Raw genomic sequence first — 16,703 nt, forward strand, 5'->3', positions numbered from 1 at the left:
TCAGATGGATGAAGCCTTGTTCTTTTTGTTGTATAATAAAGTATTGTGAAAGGACGGAGAATTTATGCGAATGGTTGATTTAATCGCCAAAAAGCGTGATGGTCAATCTTTATCAAAAGAAGAGATTGAATGGATTGTCACTGGTTATACAAACGGTAAAATTCCAGATTATCAAATGAGTGCGTTGACGATGGCGATTTTTTACCAGGATATGACTGACCAAGAGATTACTGATTTAACCTTGGCAATGGCAAATTCTGGCGATGTCGTGAATCTAGAGAATATTGAAGGTATTAAAGTAGATAAACATTCTACAGGAGGTGTGGGTGATACCACCACTTTAGTATTGGCGCCTTTAGTAGCCAGTGTCGGTGTGCCTGTCGCTAAGATGTCTGGTCGTGGTTTAGGCTATACTGGAGGCACGCTTGATAAATTAGAGGCCATTCCAGGTTTTCAAATCGAATTAAGTGAAGATAAGTTTGTGGAACTAGTCAATGAGAGTAAAGTAGCAGTTATCGGTCAGTCTGGGAATTTAGCCCCAGCCGATAAAAAGTTATATGCTTTACGCGATGTGACAGCCACAGTTGATTCTATTCCATTGATTGCCAGCTCGATTATGAGTAAGAAGATTGCTGCTGGAGCCGATGCGATTGTTTTAGATGTCACGACTGGAGACGGCGCTTTTATGAAAAATCTAGAAGATGCCAAACGCCTAGCTTCTACCATGGTTCAAATCGGGAAACTAGCAAATCGTCAAACGATGGCGGTGATTTCTGATATGTCACAACCTCTGGGAGAAGCAATCGGTAATAGCTTAGAAGTAGTCGAAGCCATTGAAACGCTCCAAGGTAAAGGACCGAAAGACTTAGAAGAAATGTGCTATGTTTTAGGAAGCCAAATGGTTGTATTAGCGAAAAAAGCTGATACTTTGGAACAAGCACGGGAAATGTTGGAAGAAGCGCTACATTCAGGTAAAGCTTTTGCTAAGTTTAAAGAAATGGTTGCCAATCAAGGTGGCGATGTGAGTGTCATTGATCACCCAGAAAAACTATTAACGGCTAAATATGAAATTGAACTACCAGCCAAACAAAGTGGTGTGATTACTAAATTAGTTGCCAATGAGTTAGGAATTGCAGCTATGATGTTAGGTGCTGGTCGCAAAACCAAAGAAGATACAATCGACTTTGCGGTTGGATTGAAATTACGTAAAAAAGTCGGTGAGGCCATTCAAGAAGGTGAAAGTGTCCTAACGATTTATGCAAATCAACCAGCAGAAGAAATTCAAGATGTGGTGGCATTGTTGTATCAAAACATTGAAATTGGTCCATCAGGTCAAGAACCACCATTAATCCATGGAATTATTACAGAATAGGAGTCTATCATGTCATTTAATCAATATATCGATCATACAATTTTAAAAGCAGAAACAAAAAAAGAAGATGTATTACGTATCATTAAAGAAGCAAAAGAAAATCATTTTTGCTCTGTATGTATTAACCCAACTTGGGTGAGTTTAGCAGCTAAAGAACTAGCTGATAGTGATGTAAAAGTCTGCACAGTCATTGGTTTCCCCTTAGGTGCCAATACTACGGCAGTGAAAGCCTTTGAAACAACAGATGCCATCAATAATGGGGCGGATGAAGTGGATATGGTTATTAATATTGGGGCTTTGCGTGATGGCAATGAAGAACTTGTCTTAAATGATATTCAAGCAGTCGTGGATGCAGCCAAAGATAAAGCTTTAGTCAAAGTGATTATCGAAACAGCTTTACTTACCGATGAAGAAATCGTCAAAGCTTGTCAATTAGCCCAAAAAGCTGGGGCTGATTTCGTAAAAACTTCAACAGGTTTTTCAACAAGCGGAGCAAAAGCAAAAGACGTTGCATTAATGCGCCAAACAGTTGGTTCAGATATGGGTGTCAAAGCTTCTGGCGGTATCCATACAGCACAAGAAGCACAAAGTATGCTTGATGCTGGGGCAACACGTCTTGGTGTAAGTGCAAGTATGGCAATTATTGCTGGTGAAAAAGGAACTGGCTATTAAGAGGGTGTATCTATGAAAGCTAAACAAGAATGGATTGATTTAGCAACGCAAGCCCTTGATAAAGCCTATGTCCCTTATTCTCACTTTCCAGTAGGGGCGTGTCTTGTCTGTGAAGATGGCACACTTTATCAAGGAATTAATATCGAAAATGCTTCTTACGGCTTAACAAACTGTGCCGAAAGAACTGCATTCTTTAAGGCAGTCTCAGAAGGAAAACGCAACTTTAGCCATTTGGTGATTGCTGGCCATACACCTGAACCAATCTCTCCTTGTGGGGCTTGTCGTCAAGTGATGGCAGAATTTTGTACACCGGATATGCCAGTCACATTAATAGGCGACGAAGGTGTCATCAAAGAAACAACGGTGGAAGAATTATTACCTTACTCTTTTTCCAACCAAGATTTACATGTACATTAATTACGGTTATCCAGCATATGGCTGATAACATATAAGACTTATCTAATTTAGGGGGCTTTACAGAAGTGAAAAAAGCAAAATTATTCAGTTTAGCTACAGTTGCTTTAACTAGTACATTAGTGTTAGCTGCATGTGGCTCAAGCAAATCAAATGACGGCGCGAAAAAAGACGCTGCCAAAGACAACAAGAGTGTAGCAATTGTTACTGACGTCGGTGGGGTTGATGACCGTTCTTTTAACCAATCAGCTTGGGAAGGATTACAAGCTTGGGGGAAAGAAAATGGTCTGAAAAAAGGTGTAGGTGGCTATAACTATTTCCAATCTGACAAAGAATCAGCTTATGCTACTAACCTTAACTCTGCTGTACAAAATGGCTTCAAGACAATCTTTGGTATTGGTTTCAAACTTTCGCCTGAAATCAAGAAAGCTGCTGCTCAAAACAAAGATAACAACTTTGGTATTATTGATGATGTAATCGAAGGTGAAGATAATGTAGTATCTGCTACTTTCAAAGATAATGAAGCTGCTTACTTAGCTGGTGTTGCTGCGGCTGCTACTACTAAGACGAATAAAGTAGGTTTCATCGGTGGTGAAGAAGGGGTTGTTATTGACCGCTTTGAAGCTGGATTTGTGAAAGGTGTAGAAGAAACTGCTAAGAAATTAGGTAAGACAATTACAGTTGATGTACAATATGCTGGTTCATTTGGTGATCCTGCAAAAGGTAAAGCTGTTGCTGCTCAAATCTATGAAGGTGGCGCAGACATCATCTTCCATGCTTCAGGTGGTACTGGTCAAGGGGTATTCCAAGAAGCTAAAGCAATTGATGAACAATTAACTGAAGCACAATTAGCTGAAAAACAAGTTTGGGTTATCGGTGTAGATAGCGACCAACAAGCAGAAGGTGCCTTCAAAACTAAAGATGGTAAAGATGCTAACTTAACTCTTTGCTCAACTCTTAAAGGTGTAGGTGCTGCAGTTGCCGATATTTCTCAAAAAGCTGCTGATGGTAAATTCCCTGGTGGTAAACACTTAGAATACGGTCTTAAAGATGGCGGGGTTGATTTAACAGATGGTTTCTTAAGTGATGAAGCTAAGAAACAAGTTGAATCAGCTAAGAAAGATATCTTAGACGGTAAAGTTGAAGTACCAGAAAAACCAAGTAAATAATTAAATGTAATGTATTCTGTGATCTTATCCTTTGTGATAAGATCACAGTTTCTATCAAGGTTACAATTAAGGAGACTAATTTAATCTCTTTAATTGTGGGAATTGATTTTTCACAAAAAATGTTGATGCATCATGTTTATAAGTAAGGAAGTGAAAGAAGTTGACTCAAGGATTTGAAAATGTCGTTGAGATGCGAAATGTAACCAAAATTTTTGGTAGCTTTGTAGCAAATAATCAAGTAAATCTACAAGTACGTCGTGGAGAAATTCATGCCTTGCTTGGAGAAAATGGTGCGGGTAAGTCAACTATGATGAATATGTTGGCCGGACTTTTGCAACCAACTTCTGGAGATATTCTCTTAAATGGAGAGGTAGTACAGATTACAAGCCCTACAACTGCTAATAAATTAGGAATCGGAATGGTTCACCAGCATTTCATGTTAGTCGATGCGTTTACCGTAACTGAAAATATTATGTTAGGTAGCGAAATTAGTCGCTTTGGAGTATTAGATCGCAAAAAAGCGAAAGAAGAAATTGTAAAAATCTCTGAACAATATGGCTTGCAAGTCGATCCAGATGCTTATGTTCGTGATATTTCAGTTGGGATGCAACAACGTGTTGAAATTTTAAAAACACTTTATCGTGGTGCCGATGTCTTAATTTTTGACGAACCAACTGCAGTATTGACTCCTCAAGAAATTGAAGAACTTATTATGATTATGAAAGAATTAATTAAAGAAGGGAAGTCAATCATCTTAATTACCCATAAATTGGATGAAATTAAAGCAGTTGCCGACCGTTGTACTGTTATTCGCCGTGGTAAATACATCGGTACAGTCGATGTCAAGGATGTAACCAGTCAGCAATTAGCGGACATGATGGTAGGACGTGCGGTATCCTTCAAAACCCCTAAAAAGGATGCAAATCCCCAAGAAGTGGTCTTGTCTGTGCAAGATTTGGTGGTCAAAGAAAATCGTGGCTTAGAAGCGGTGAAAGGTCTATCGCTTGAAGTGCGTGCCGGTGAAGTATTAGGAATTGCCGGGATTGATGGGAATGGACAATCCGAATTGGTTCAGGCTTTAACTGGTTTGCGTAAAGTCGAAAGTGGTAAAGTAACATTAAATGGGGATGATATTACCAACCAACGCCCACGTAAAATTACTTTAGAAGGTGTAGGACATGTCCCTGAAGACCGTCATAAATATGGTTTAGTATTGGATATGACTTTGGCAGAAAATATCGCACTACAAACTTACTTTACTGATCCATTAAGTAAAAACGGTATTTTAAATTACAATGAAATCAATGAGCATGCGCGTGATTTAATGCAAGAATTTGACGTGCGAGCTGCAAGTGAAATCGTTCCGGCTAAAGCTTTATCAGGTGGGAACCAACAAAAAGCGATTATCGCCCGTGAAGTTAGCCGTGATCCTGATTTGTTAATTGTTGCAAATCCTACGCGTGGTTTGGACGTTGGGGCAATTGAGTTTATCCACAAACGTCTGATTGATCAACGCGATAAGATGAAAGCTGTCTTATTAATCAGTTTTGAATTAGATGAAATCTTAAATGTATCTGACCGAATCGCTGTTATTCATGGTGGTAAAATTGTTGGGATAGTGGATCCAAAAGAAACCAATGAACAAGAATTAGGTCTATTGATGGCAGGTTATTCATTAGAAGAGGCCAGAAAAGAATTAGCAAATAGCGAGGTAGGTGAGGCAAATGCATAATAAATCTGAAAGAATTCAAAATATCATTGTGCCGATTATCGCTGTTATCCTAGGGTTCGTTCTAGGTGGTTTAATCATGTTAGGTTTTGGGTTTAATCCGATGGAAGGTTATGGACAAATGTTTAAAACAGCCTTTTTAAATCCATTAACTGGTGAAGTCAATCCGCGTAATATCGGTGAAATCTTTGTATCGGCAGCACCACTAATCTTTACGGCATTAGGTTTCTCGATTGCCAATACTGCTGGTTTCTTCAATATCGGGTTATCAGGACAAGCTTTATGTGGCTGGGTAACTAGTATTTGGATTGCGTTATCTATGCCTGACGCTCCACGTTTTGTCGTATTACTTGTGGCAATTGTTGCTGGGGTATTATCTGGTGCGATTGCTGGTGCGATTCCAGGATTTTTACGTGCTTTCTTTGGTACGAGTGAAGTTATCGTAACCATTATGATGAACTATATTTTACTTCACATCGGTAACCATATTGTGAATAATGTGATGAGTCCAAAAATCATCCAAAGTAAAGGGATGACAGTGGCGATTAATAAGAGTGCTTCTTTACAAACACCTTGGTTAGCTGCCTTAACCAATAATTCTCGTTTGAATTTAGGAATTTTCTTTGCAATTATCGCTTTGGTGGTTGTTTGGTTTGTCATGAAGAAAACGACGCTTGGTTATGAAATTCGCGCTGTTGGTTTGAACCCATATGCTTCTGAATATGCGGGTATGTCAAGTAAACGTACGATTATCGTTTCAATGGTCATTTCTGGTGCTTTAGCAGGTATGGGTGGCGTTGTCTTAGGTTTAGGTACCTTTGAAAACTTCACTTCACAAAGTTCTTCCTTAGCCATTGGTTTTGATGGAATGGCGGTATCGCTACTTGGTAATGGTAGCTCGCTTGGTATTTTTGCTGCTGCTTTACTATTTAGTGTCTTACAACTAGGTGGTCAAGGGATGCAAGTTGTCGGTATTCCATCTGAGTTAGTGAATATTGATATTGCAATTATCATCTTCTTTGTTGGTATTAGCTTTGTCATTCGTTATATTTTGGCTAAATTTACTGGCAAAAAATCCGCAACCGTTAAAGTTGAAAAAGATTCAAAACCAAATGAAGAAAGTCAAGAAGGAGGGACCATCTAATGAATCTAGATGCAATTGCTACAATTATTACGCAAACATTGATTTATGCAGCTCCGTTAATTTTGACTGCGCTAGGTGGCGTTTTCTCTGAACGAAGTGGGATTGTTAACGTTGGTTTGGAAGGTATCATGGTTATGGGGGCCTTTAGTTCAGTGGTCTTTAACTTAACGTATGCCTCTCAATTCGGCAAATTAACCCCTTGGCTTGGTTTGTTAGTCGGGGGGCTAGTAGGTTGTCTATTCTCATTACTACATGCGGTGGCAACGATTAACTTCCGCGCCGATCATATTATCAGTGGTACGGTAATGAACTTAATGGCTCCAGCTTTAGCAGTCTTTTTAGTGAAAGATTTGTATGATAAAGGTCAAACAGATAGTATCCAAGAATTCTTTGGTTATTTCCATTTTCCAATTTTAGGCGATATTCCTGTTATTGGTAAATTATTCTTTGCCAAAACCTCATTAACTGCGTATATTGCGATTTTAATTTCTTTTGTTGCTTGGTTTGTTGTATTTAAAACAAAATTTGGTTTACGTCTACGTTCTGTAGGGGAACATCCACAAGCAGCGGATACTTTAGGGATTAATGTTTATGCGATGCGTTATGCTGGGGTATTAATCTCTGGTTTCTTAGGCGGTATGGGTGGTGCTTTATTCGCCCAATCAATCGCTGGACGTTTTGCGGTAACTACTATTGCTGGTCAAGGTTTCATTTCGATGGCAGCCATGATTTTCGGTAAATGGAATCCAATTGGTGCGATGGGAGCGGCTCTATTCTTTGGCTTCTCACAAAACTTAAGTATTGCTGGTAAGGCGATTCCATTTATTGCTTCAATTCCAGATGTTTACTTATTAATCGCGCCTTATGTATTGACGATTATCGTATTGGTTGCGTTCTTTGGTCAAGCGGCTGGTCCGAAAGCCAATGGTACCAACTATATTAAATCTAAATAATCTGATGACAAGAAGACATTTGTCCTTTTGTCGAGGTTCAAAGCTTGCTATAATCACAATGTAAGCACAACCAAGATTGAATAAACTTAAGGAGGACAATCGGATATGTGCTGATAGTTCTCCTTATTTTATTAAGTAAATAGAGTCGAAAAGCGGCTTTAAAATGAATAGAAAGCAGGGATAACATGTTCAAACGTGTACACTTAATTGTTTTAGATTCTGTAGGGATAGGTCAAGCACCAGATGCGGACAAATTTAATGATGTCGGTGCGGATACTTTAGGGCATATTGCTGAAGTAGCTGGACTTACAATTCCTCATTTAGAAAATCTAGGACTAGGTACCATCGCGCCATTAAAAGGAGTCAAAGCGGTTGAAAATCATCAAGGTTATGCCACAAAACTTGAAGAAATTTCAGTGGGTAAAGATACAATGACTGGTCACTGGGAAATTATGGGCTTAAACATCAAAAAGCCTTTCCGTGTCTTCCCAAATGGTTTTCCACAAGAATTATTAGATAAAATTGAAGCCTTTTCTGGACGTAAAGTAGTCTGCAATTTACCATATTCAGGTACCAAAGTTATTGATGATTATGGGAAGCATCAAATGGAAACGGGTGATTTAATCGTTTATACTTCAGCTGATCCAGTTTTACAAATTGCCGCTCACGAAGAAGTCATCCCATTAGAAGAATTATATCGTATTTGTGATTATGTTCGTGAAATTACACGTGATGAACCTTATATGATTGGTCGTATTATTGCTCGTCCATATGTGGGTACACCAGGTAACTTCACACGTACCAGCAATCGTCATGATTATGCGTTAAATCCTTTTGGTCATACGGTCTTAAATTCACTAAAAGATGCCGGTAAGGATGTGATTGCTGTTGGTAAGATTAATGATATTTTCAATGGTCAAGGAATTACTGAAGCGATTCGTACAAAGAGCAATATGGATGGTGTTGATCAATTATTGAAAGTGATGGCCAAAGATTTCGATGGTTTAAGCTTTACAAACTTAGTTGATTTCGATGCACTATTCGGTCATCGTCGTGATGTACAAGGATATGCTAATGCCATTGAAGAATTTGATGCGCGTATTCCAGAACTTATCGATGCGATGCGTGAAGATGATTTATTATTAATTACTGCTGACCACGGAAATGATCCAACCTTTAGCGGTACAGACCACACCCGTGAATATGTGCCATTACTTGCATTTAGTAAGAGTATGAAAGAACAAGGCGCCCTTCCTCAAGGTTTCTATTCAGATATTGCTGCAACAATTGCCGAAAACTTTGGCGTACCTGCTACTGAAAACGGCAAGAGCTTCTTAAGTTTATTAAAATAATTAACACTTATTCGAGGTGAAAAAATGACTTTACAAGAAAAATTAACAGAAACGATTCAATATATCCACAATCAAGGGGTGCAAGAAGTCGAATTTGGCTTGATTCTAGGTTCTGGTTTAGGTGAATTAGCCGAAGAAATTGAAGATAAAGTCGTCATTCCTTATGCAAATATTCCGCATTTCCCAGTTTCTACCGTTGTTGGGCATGCTGGACAACTTGTTTATGGTACTTTAGCAGGGAAAAAAGTATTGGCGATGCAAGGTCGTTTCCATTATTATGAAGGACACAATATGCAAGTTGTGACTTATCCAGTACGTGTGATGGCTGGCTTGAAGGCTCATTCCTTAGTAGTGACCAATGCCTGTGGCGGAGTGAATGAAAGTTTTACACCAGGTGATTTAATGTTGATTACGGACCATATCAATTTTATGGGTGCGAATCCATTAATTGGTAAAAATGAAGATGAAATGGGTCCACGCTTCCCAGATATGTCTAAAGCTTATGATGAATCTTACCGCAATGTCGCTAAAGAAGTGGCTGCAAGCAAAGGATTACATCTTAAAGAAGGCGTTTATATGGGATTTTCAGGTCCAACCTATGAAACACCTGTAGAAGTGCGCTTTGCTCGAATTGCTGGCGCGGATGCAGTAGGGATGTCTACGGTTCCAGAAGTCATCGTTGCTGTTCATAGTGGTTTACGTGTTTTAGGTATTTCGTGTATTACGAATCTTGCTGCTGGTATGCAAGCGAATTTAAACCATGAAGAAGTCGTTGAAACCACTGAACGTGTCAAAGCAGAATTTAAATCTTTAGTCAAAGAAACATTAGCCAAACTATAATTGTACGGTGACCAGCCCAATTTGATTGATAAACCTTAGAAAAATTAAAGGAGAATTTTCATGAGTGTTCATATTGAAGCCAAAGCAGGCGAAATTGCTGATAAAATATTATTACCAGGCGATCCATTACGTGCCAAATATATCGCCGAAACCTTTTTAGAAAATCCTGTTTGTTATAACAATGTCCGTGGAATGTTAGGTTTTACGGGTACTTATAAAGGCGAAAGAATCTCAGTTCAAGGTACCGGAATGGGGATGCCTTCTGCGACGATTTATGCCCATGAGTTAATTAATTCTTATGGTGTGAAAACCTTGATTCGTGTGGGAACTTGTGGCGCGATTTCTAAAAATGTGCATGTGCGTGACTTAGTTTTAGGTCAAGGTGCAGTGACAAGTTCTTCAATGATTGCTAAAAATTTCCAATCCTTCCACTTTGCTCCAATCGCGAACTTTGATTTGCTAAAAACAGCTTATGAAGTGGCGCAAGAAATGGGCACTACTACCCATGTCGGCAATCTCTTGTCAGAAGATAGTTTTTATAAGGATGATATGACTGAAACCTTAGCCCTTGCCGATTTAGGGGTTATGGGGGTAGAAATGGAAGCTGCGGCCCTTTATTACTTAGGTGCCAAATTCAACGTGAAAACATTGGCGATTTGTACGGTTAGTGATCACATTATTACCGGCGAAGAAACAACGGCTGAAGAACGTCAATTAACTTTTAACGATATGATTAAAGTCGGCTTGGAAACAGCGATTCGTGCATAAATGTAAAAAAAGTTCTAGATTGATTTCTAGAGCTTTTTTCATGGGTTTTGGTAAAATAAAGGTAATAAGTAGAGGAGGGAAGCCTGATGGAAAATTTTAATTTTAATGTCTCCACCGATATTCGCTTTGGGAAAGACCGCCTAGACGAATTGCCTAGTGTATTGAATCAATTTGGCAAAAATGTTTTATTGGTGTACGGTGGCGGTAGTATCAAGCGCAGTGGCTTATACGAAAAAATCAAGACCTTGCTAAAAGAGAATGGGTTAAAGATGTTTGAATTAGGTGGGGTTGATCCAAATCCGAAAATTGAAAGTGTCCGTGAAGGTGTGATGCTTTGTAAATACCATAAAATCGATGTCATTTTAGCAGTAGGTGGCGGATCGGTTATTGATTGTTCCAAGGTGATTAGTGGTGCCGTGTTTTATGAAGGAGATCCATGGGAAATGGTGTTATCCCGTCGTTATGAAGGCCCTACAATTCCTTTGGTGACGATTTTGACTTTAGCAACGACTGGTACGGAAATGAATCGAGGGGCTGTCATTTCAGATTTAAATGCCAAACAAAAACTTGGCATTCACGGCACAAACTTCTTGCCTAAAGTTTCATTCCTAGATCCTAGTTTGACTTTTTCAGTAAGTAAGTATCAAACATTAGCTGGTTCGGCGGATATCTTGAGTCACTTGATGGAGCAATACTTCAATTTAACACCAGGAACCGAAGTACAAGATTCGATTGCAGAAGGATTAATGAAAACCGTCATTCAATGCATGCCAGTTGCCCTACATGAACCTACGCATTATGATGCACGGGCGAATTTAATGTGGGCTTCGACTTTAGCTTTAAACGGTTTGGTAGGCAGTGGTCGCAAAGGTGCCTGGTCTTGTCATGCGATGGAACACGAATTAAGTGCTTTTTATGATATTACGCATGGTATCGGCTTAGCAATCTTGACGCCTCGTTGGTTAGACTATATCTTAAACGAACAAACTTTACCAAAGATTGAACGCTTTGCTCGCAATGTTTGGCAAATTCAAGAACCAGATAGCATGAAAGCGGCGAAGATGGGGATTCAAGCCTTGTATGATTTCTTTGAAGAAAATGGTGTGCCAATGACCTTGCCAGAAGTCGGAATTCCAGACGACCGTGATTTTGCAGCGATGGCCCAACAAGCAATTGATCATAGCAGTTTGTTGACGGATGCTTTTGAAGTACTTGGAGTCAAAGATGTTGTAGCAATTTATCAAGCTTGCTTAACTAAATCAAAATTTATCTAACAAAAAAACGCGTGAAGGCCGAAACTTTCACGCGTTTGTCTTTTTTTTAGATTATAAGTAGTATTTTTTAGCTACTGATAAGTCATCGTTTAATTCATAAACTAATGGTTGACCTGTTGGGATTTCAAGGTCCATGATATCTTCATCAGAAATACCTTCGATGTGTTTAGCTAAAGCACGTAATGAGTTACCGTGAGCAGCTACTAAAACAGTTTTACCATCTAATAAAGCTGGTGCGATTTGATCTTGCCAGAAAGGTAAAGCACGTTCTAGCGTTACTTTTAAGTTTTCTCCTCCTGGTATGTCACGAGGGTCTAACATTGCATAGCGACGGTCGCCAGCGATTGAACCTTCATCGTTTGCATCTTGTAATGGAGGTAATACATCATATGAACGACGCCAGATATGAACTTGTTCGTCACCATATTTTTCAGCTGTTTCTTTTTTGTTTAAGCCTTGTAATTTACCATAATGACGTTCGTTTAAGCGCCATGATTTCACTTGAGGTACCCATAATTGATCTGAGTATTCTAAGATTAAGTTACATGTTTTGATTGCGCGAGTTAAAACTGAAGTGAAGGCAATATCAAATTCGATGCCTGCTTCTTTAATTTTACGTCCGCCTTCTTTGGCTTCTTCAACACCTTCTGGAGCTAAATCAACATCAGCCCAACCTGTAAATTGGTTTAATTTGTTCCATTCACTTAATCCGTGACGTGAAAAAACTAATTTTGGCATAAAAAACTCTCCTTTAAATTGGTTTTCTGAAATTTTTTCATTCCTTCCATATTGTACACTTTTTTACAAATAATTTCCATAAAAAATTTAATACAAATGCGCAATGATAGGGATACGGCTATTTTTGACTTTCTAGCACTTCCACACCATTTTCATGTCCGATAATGACAGTATCTACCATATTAAGGAAAAGTCCATGTTCAACAACGCCAACTGTGTGGTCTAACTGGCGAGCTAACTGTTCAGGTTGCTCAATTTTTTCAAGGTGGAGATCAATGATATAGTGTCCACAGTCGGTAATTAAAGTACTACCATCTTCTTTTTTACGTAGCGTCGGTTGATATCCTAGCGCTTCAAATTTTTTGAATACTTGCATGCAGCCATAAGGAATCACTTCAACAGGTAATGGGAATGCTCCAAGATTTTTAACCATTTTTGATTCATCAACAATACAAATAATTTTTTTAGAATAAGTAGCGACAATTTTTTCGAATAAAAGTGCAGCCCCGCCACCTTTAATACCACCAAAGTTTTCATCGATTTCATCTGCACCATCAATTGTTAAATCAACATGATCGACTTCATCAATGGTTTTAACCGTAATCCCTAAACCTTCTGCTTGTTTTTTTGATGCGATAGAAGTAGGTACGCCAACAATTTGCAAGTTTTCCTCTTTGACACGACGACCTAATTCTTCTATCATATAGTAAGCAGTCGAACCAGTACCTAAACCGACAATCATGCCATCTTTTACATATTCACTAGCTTTAATTCCAACCATTTGTTTCAAGTTCATCAATAATCACTCTCCAACGATAATTTACAACTAACATTATACTATTTCGCTTTCAAAAAACCTATGAAAACTCAGAAAAAAATCAAAAAAATTGTATCCCAAGTAGTTGACAGTCATGAAATATCATGCTACTATTACAAAGGTGCTTTAAACAGGTCTCTAGTAGACGTGCTGACTGTGAAAAGCTTTGATAAAGGTGCAGAAAATCTGCATTATTTTTTATCGCAAAAAAAGAACCACCTGGATGTGTGGGACTATACAGCGAATCAAGGAAGGAGGAAAACAAGGAATGCCTACAATTAACCAATTAGTACGTAAGCCTCGTAAATCAAAGGTTGAAAAATCAAATTCACCTGCATTAAACAAAGGATATAACAGTTTCAAAAAGACTCAAACGAATGTGAGCTCACCTCAAAAACGTGGGGTAGCAACTCGTGTGGGTACTATGACACCTAAAAAACCGAACTCAGCTTTACGTAAATATGCCCGTGTTCGTTTGTCAAACTTAATCGAAGTTACAGCTTATATCCCAGGTATCGGACATAACTTACAAGAACACAGCGTTGTGTTACTACGTGGTGGACGTGTAAAAGACTTACCAGGGGTACGTTACCATATCGTTCGTGGTGCGTTAGATACAGCTGGTGTGAACGATCGTAAACAAAGTCGTTCTAAATACGGTACTAAACGTCCTAAAGCTTAATTTTTAGATTTGAAACGAAAAAATATAAAATAATCATATTACGAAAAGGAGGAGTTACGGATGCCTCGTAAAGGTCCTGTTGCAAAACGTGATGTTTTACCAGATCCTATTTATAACTCAAAATTAGTAACTCGCTTAATCAACCGTGTCATGATCGACGGTAAACGCGGGATTGCTGCAAGCATCATCTATAATGCATTTGATATTATTAAAGAATCTACAGGGAATGATCCATTAGAAGTTTTTGAACAAGCAATGAAAAATATCATGCCTGTATTAGAAGTTAAAGCTCGTCGTGTGGGTGGTTCTAACTACCAAGTACCAGTTGAAGTTCGTCCAGAACGTCGTACAACTTTAGGTTTACGTTGGATTGTTAGCTATGCACGCCTACGTGGTGAACACACAATGGAAGAACGTCTTGCAAAAGAAATCATGGATGCAGCTAACAACACTGGTGCTTCTGTGAAAAAACGCGAAGACACTCACAAAATGGCCGAAGCCAACCGTGCATTTGCGCACTATCGTTGGTAAGATCCTCTTGCAGCATTTATTTGCTGACAGAAGGTATAGCATGAAACAACCGATTTAATAAGAGAGGAGAAAAACCTACAATGGCAAGAGCATTTTCTTTAGAAAACACTCGTAACATCGGTATCATGGCCCACATCGATGCCGGTAAAACAACTGCGACAGAACGTATCTTGTACTACACTGGTAAAATCCACAAAATTGGAGAAACTCACGAAGGTGCTTCTCAAATGGACTGGATGGAACAAGAACAAGAACGTGGGATTACTATCACATCTGCCGCTACAACTGCTCAATGGAAAGGTCATCGTATCAACATCATCGACACACCAGGGCACGTAGACTTCACAGTCGAAGTTGAACGTTCATTACGTGTATTAGATGGTGCAGTTACCGTCCTAGATGCACAATCTGGGGTAGAACCTCAAACTGAAACTGTATGGCGCCAAGCAACTACTTACGGAGTTCCTCGTATCGTATTTGCTAACAAGATGGATAAAATTGGTGCGGACTTCTTATATTCTGTAAGAACATTGCATGATCGCTTACAAGCAAATGCACATCCAATTCAAATACCAATCGGTGCTGAAGATAGCTTCACAGGTATCATTGACCTAGTGAAAATGAAAGCTGAAATCTACACTAACGACTTAGGTACTGAAATTGAAGAAACTGAAATTCCAGAAGACTACCGTGAGTTAGCTGAAGAATGGCATGAAAAATTAGTTGAAGCTGTTGCTGAAACTGATGAAGAATTAACAATGAAATACTTAGAAGGTGAAGAAATCACTGAACAAGAACTTAAAGAAGGAATTCGTCGTGCAACTACTGCAGTAGAATTCTACCCAGTTCTTTGTGGTTCTGCGTTCAAGAACAAAGGGGTTCAATTATTATTGGATGCCGTTATTGACTACTTACCTTCTCCATTAGATATCCCTGCAATTAAGGGTATCGATCCTAAGACTGATGAAGAAGTGACTCGTCCAGCTGACGATTCAGCTCCATTCTCAGCTTTAGCCTTCAAAGTTATGACTGACCCATTCGTAGGTCGTTTAACTTTCTTCCGTGTGTACTCTGGTGTCTTAGAATCAGGTTCATACGTACAAAACGCAACTAAAGGTAAACGTGAACGTGTTGGACGTATCCTACAAATGCACGCAAACTCTCGTTCAGAAATTTCTGAAGTATATGCAGGGGATATCGCTGCAGCTGTTGGTTTGAAAGACACAACTACTGGGGATACACTATGTGATGAAAAGAACCTAGTTATCTTAGAATCTATGGAATTCCCAGAACCAGTTATCCAAGTTGCTATCGAACCTAAATCAAAAGCTGACCAAGACAAAATGTCTATCGCTTTACAAAAATTATCTGAAGAAGATCCAACCTTCCGCGCTGAAACAAACCAAGAAACTGGTGAAACAATCATTGCTGGTATGGGTGAGCTTCACTTAGATATTATCGTTGACCGTATGCGTCGTGAATTTAAAGTAGAAGCTAACGTTGGTGCTCCACAAGTATCATATCGTGAAACATTCCGCTCAGCTACTCAAGCTGAAGGTAAGTTTGTACGTCAATCTGGTGGTAAAGGTCAATACGGTCACGTATGGATTGAATTTACACCAAACGAAGAAGGCGCTGGTTTCGAATTCGAAAACGCAATTGTCGGTGGTGTGGTTCCTCGTGAATACATCCCAGCAGTTGAAGTTGGTTTGAAAGACGCTATGGAAAATGGGGTATTAGCTGGTTACCCAATGGTTGATATCAAGGCTAAACTATATGATGGTTCTTACCATGATGTCGACTCAAGTGAAACAGCCTTCCGTGTAGCTGCATCTATGGCTTTACGTGCTGCTGCTAAGAAAGCTAACCCAGTTATCCTTGAACCAATCATGGCAGTTGAAGTTGTTGTTCCTGAAGAATATCTAGGAGATGTTATGGGACATGTTACTGCACGTCGTGGTCGTGTTGAAGGTATGGAAGCTCGTAATAACTCTCAAGTAGTTCGTGCGATGGTTCCACTTGCTGAAATGTTTGGTTATGCAACAACTTTACGTTCAGCAACTCAAGGTCGTGGTGTGTTTACAATGACATTTGACCACTACGAAGATGTTCCAAAATCTGTTCAAGAAGAAATTATTAAGAAAAATGGCGGAAAAGCTGAATAATATTTGATATTTTTTAGGAATTTCTGCAAAAAACTATCTTTTTTGAAGATTTTTGGGTAAAATAGAAACGATGATATGGGCAG

Annotated in this window: 16 protein-coding genes; 14 read left to right on the forward strand and 2 right to left on the reverse strand. The window is 39.0% G+C overall.

The features are described 5' to 3' along the window. Positions 1-64: 64 nt before the first annotated feature. From I567_RS00340 to I567_RS00390, 11 genes are all read left to right on the forward strand, one after another. Complete coding sequence (locus tag I567_RS00340) at positions 65-1,372, forward strand: pyrimidine-nucleoside phosphorylase (RefSeq protein WP_016250271.1); 1,308 nt, start codon at positions 65-67, stop codon at positions 1,370-1,372. A 9-nt stretch (positions 1,373-1,381) separates the two neighbouring features. Further along, entirely contained in the window at positions 1,382-2,044 is a 663-nt protein-coding gene (gene deoC, locus I567_RS00345; RefSeq protein WP_016250272.1) for a deoxyribose-phosphate aldolase, read from the forward strand. A 12-nt stretch (positions 2,045-2,056) separates the two neighbouring features. Next, positions 2,057-2,461 carry a cytidine deaminase gene (locus tag I567_RS00350; protein ID WP_016250273.1) on the forward strand — a complete coding sequence of 135 codons (405 nt, stop codon included), beginning with the start codon at positions 2,057-2,059 and terminating at the stop codon, positions 2,459-2,461. A 65-nt stretch (positions 2,462-2,526) separates the two neighbouring features. Beyond that, positions 2,527-3,627, forward strand: coding sequence for a BMP family lipoprotein (locus I567_RS00355; RefSeq protein ID WP_016250274.1), 1,101 nt, complete (start codon positions 2,527-2,529; stop codon positions 3,625-3,627). Between the two features lie 190 nt (positions 3,628-3,817). Next, positions 3,818-5,359: an ABC transporter ATP-binding protein gene (locus I567_RS00360; RefSeq protein WP_171310184.1), complete on the forward strand. Its 1,542-nt coding sequence runs from the start codon at positions 3,818-3,820 to the stop codon at positions 5,357-5,359. Continuing rightward, complete coding sequence (locus I567_RS00365) at positions 5,352-6,500, forward strand: ABC transporter permease (RefSeq protein WP_016250276.1); 1,149 nt, start codon at positions 5,352-5,354, stop codon at positions 6,498-6,500. The genes I567_RS00360 and I567_RS00365 overlap by 8 nt, the downstream gene beginning before the upstream one ends. After that, complete coding sequence (locus I567_RS00370) at positions 6,500-7,453, forward strand: ABC transporter permease (RefSeq protein WP_016250277.1); 954 nt, start codon at positions 6,500-6,502, stop codon at positions 7,451-7,453. Before I567_RS00365 ends, I567_RS00370 begins: the two co-directional genes overlap by 1 nt. 185 nt (positions 7,454-7,638) lie before the next feature. Continuing rightward, positions 7,639-8,805 carry a phosphopentomutase gene (gene deoB / locus I567_RS00375; protein ID WP_016250278.1) on the forward strand — a complete coding sequence of 389 codons (1,167 nt, stop codon included), beginning with the start codon at positions 7,639-7,641 and terminating at the stop codon, positions 8,803-8,805. Between the two features lie 24 nt (positions 8,806-8,829). After that, positions 8,830-9,645 (forward strand): purine-nucleoside phosphorylase, encoded by an 816-nt coding sequence (locus I567_RS00380; protein ID WP_016250279.1) that lies wholly within the window; start codon positions 8,830-8,832, stop codon positions 9,643-9,645. A 60-nt stretch (positions 9,646-9,705) separates the two neighbouring features. After that, the gene (deoD, locus tag I567_RS00385; protein WP_016250280.1) at positions 9,706-10,413 is read left to right on the forward strand and encodes a purine-nucleoside phosphorylase; all 708 of its coding nucleotides are present in this window, start codon (positions 9,706-9,708) and stop codon (positions 10,411-10,413) included. A gap of 86 nt (positions 10,414-10,499) precedes the next feature. Beyond that, positions 10,500-11,687: an iron-containing alcohol dehydrogenase gene (locus tag I567_RS00390; RefSeq protein ID WP_016250281.1), complete on the forward strand. Its 1,188-nt coding sequence runs from the start codon at positions 10,500-10,502 to the stop codon at positions 11,685-11,687. A gap of 51 nt (positions 11,688-11,738) precedes the next feature. Here the strand turns inward: I567_RS00390 and gpmA are convergent, their stop codons facing one another. Both gpmA and rpiA read right to left on the reverse strand, forming a co-directional pair. Further along, positions 11,739-12,425, reverse strand: coding sequence for a 2,3-diphosphoglycerate-dependent phosphoglycerate mutase (gene gpmA, locus I567_RS00395; protein WP_016250282.1), 687 nt, complete (start codon positions 12,423-12,425; stop codon positions 11,739-11,741). 118 nt (positions 12,426-12,543) lie between these two features. After that, on the reverse strand, positions 12,544-13,221 hold the full coding sequence (gene rpiA / locus I567_RS00400) for a ribose-5-phosphate isomerase RpiA (protein WP_018345235.1): 678 nt from the start codon (positions 13,219-13,221) through the stop codon (positions 12,544-12,546). A gap of 289 nt (positions 13,222-13,510) precedes the next feature. Here rpiA and rpsL point away from each other — a divergent pair, with 289 nt between their 5' ends. From rpsL to fusA, 3 genes are all read left to right on the forward strand, one after another. Then, positions 13,511-13,924 carry a 30S ribosomal protein S12 gene (rpsL, locus tag I567_RS00405; RefSeq protein ID WP_007207637.1) on the forward strand — a complete coding sequence of 138 codons (414 nt, stop codon included), beginning with the start codon at positions 13,511-13,513 and terminating at the stop codon, positions 13,922-13,924. Between the two features lie 60 nt (positions 13,925-13,984). Further along, positions 13,985-14,455, forward strand: a complete 471-nt coding sequence (gene rpsG, locus I567_RS00410; RefSeq protein WP_016184213.1) for a 30S ribosomal protein S7 — start codon at positions 13,985-13,987, stop codon at positions 14,453-14,455. A gap of 80 nt (positions 14,456-14,535) precedes the next feature. Then, on the forward strand, positions 14,536-16,620 hold the full coding sequence (gene fusA, locus I567_RS00415) for an elongation factor G (protein WP_016250284.1): 2,085 nt from the start codon (positions 14,536-14,538) through the stop codon (positions 16,618-16,620). Positions 16,621-16,703 lie beyond the last annotated feature (83 nt).

The organism is Enterococcus cecorum DSM 20682 = ATCC 43198 (genome assembly GCF_000407565.1).
Classification (GTDB): Bacteria; Bacillota; Bacilli; order Lactobacillales; family Enterococcaceae; genus Enterococcus_E; species Enterococcus_E cecorum.

Bases quoted from the DNA above. Each gene is read 5' to 3' on its own strand.
- rpsL (WP_007207637.1), top strand. From the start codon at position 13,511: ATGCCTACAATTAACCAATTAGTACGTAAGCCTCGTAAATCAAAGGTT.
- deoD (WP_016250280.1), top strand. From the start codon at position 9,706: ATGAGTGTTCATATTGAAGCCAAAGCAGGCGAAATTGCTGATAAAATA.
- gpmA (WP_016250282.1), bottom strand. From the start codon at position 12,425: ATGCCAAAATTAGTTTTTTCACGTCACGGATTAAGTGAATGGAACAAA.
- I567_RS00350 (WP_016250273.1), top strand. From the start codon at position 2,057: ATGAAAGCTAAACAAGAATGGATTGATTTAGCAACGCAAGCCCTTGAT.
- I567_RS00340 (WP_016250271.1), top strand. From the start codon at position 65: ATGCGAATGGTTGATTTAATCGCCAAAAAGCGTGATGGTCAATCTTTA.
- fusA (WP_016250284.1), top strand. From the start codon at position 14,536: ATGGCAAGAGCATTTTCTTTAGAAAACACTCGTAACATCGGTATCATG.
- deoB (WP_016250278.1), top strand. From the start codon at position 7,639: ATGTTCAAACGTGTACACTTAATTGTTTTAGATTCTGTAGGGATAGGT.
- I567_RS00390 (WP_016250281.1), top strand. From the start codon at position 10,500: ATGGAAAATTTTAATTTTAATGTCTCCACCGATATTCGCTTTGGGAAA.
- I567_RS00360 (WP_171310184.1), top strand. From the start codon at position 3,818: ATGCGAAATGTAACCAAAATTTTTGGTAGCTTTGTAGCAAATAATCAA.
- I567_RS00380 (WP_016250279.1), top strand. From the start codon at position 8,830: ATGACTTTACAAGAAAAATTAACAGAAACGATTCAATATATCCACAAT.
- rpiA (WP_018345235.1), bottom strand. From the start codon at position 13,221: ATGAACTTGAAACAAATGGTTGGAATTAAAGCTAGTGAATATGTAAAA.
- I567_RS00370 (WP_016250277.1), top strand. From the start codon at position 6,500: ATGAATCTAGATGCAATTGCTACAATTATTACGCAAACATTGATTTAT.
- deoC (WP_016250272.1), top strand. From the start codon at position 1,382: ATGTCATTTAATCAATATATCGATCATACAATTTTAAAAGCAGAAACA.
- I567_RS00365 (WP_016250276.1), top strand. From the start codon at position 5,352: ATGCATAATAAATCTGAAAGAATTCAAAATATCATTGTGCCGATTATC.
- rpsG (WP_016184213.1), top strand. From the start codon at position 13,985: ATGCCTCGTAAAGGTCCTGTTGCAAAACGTGATGTTTTACCAGATCCT.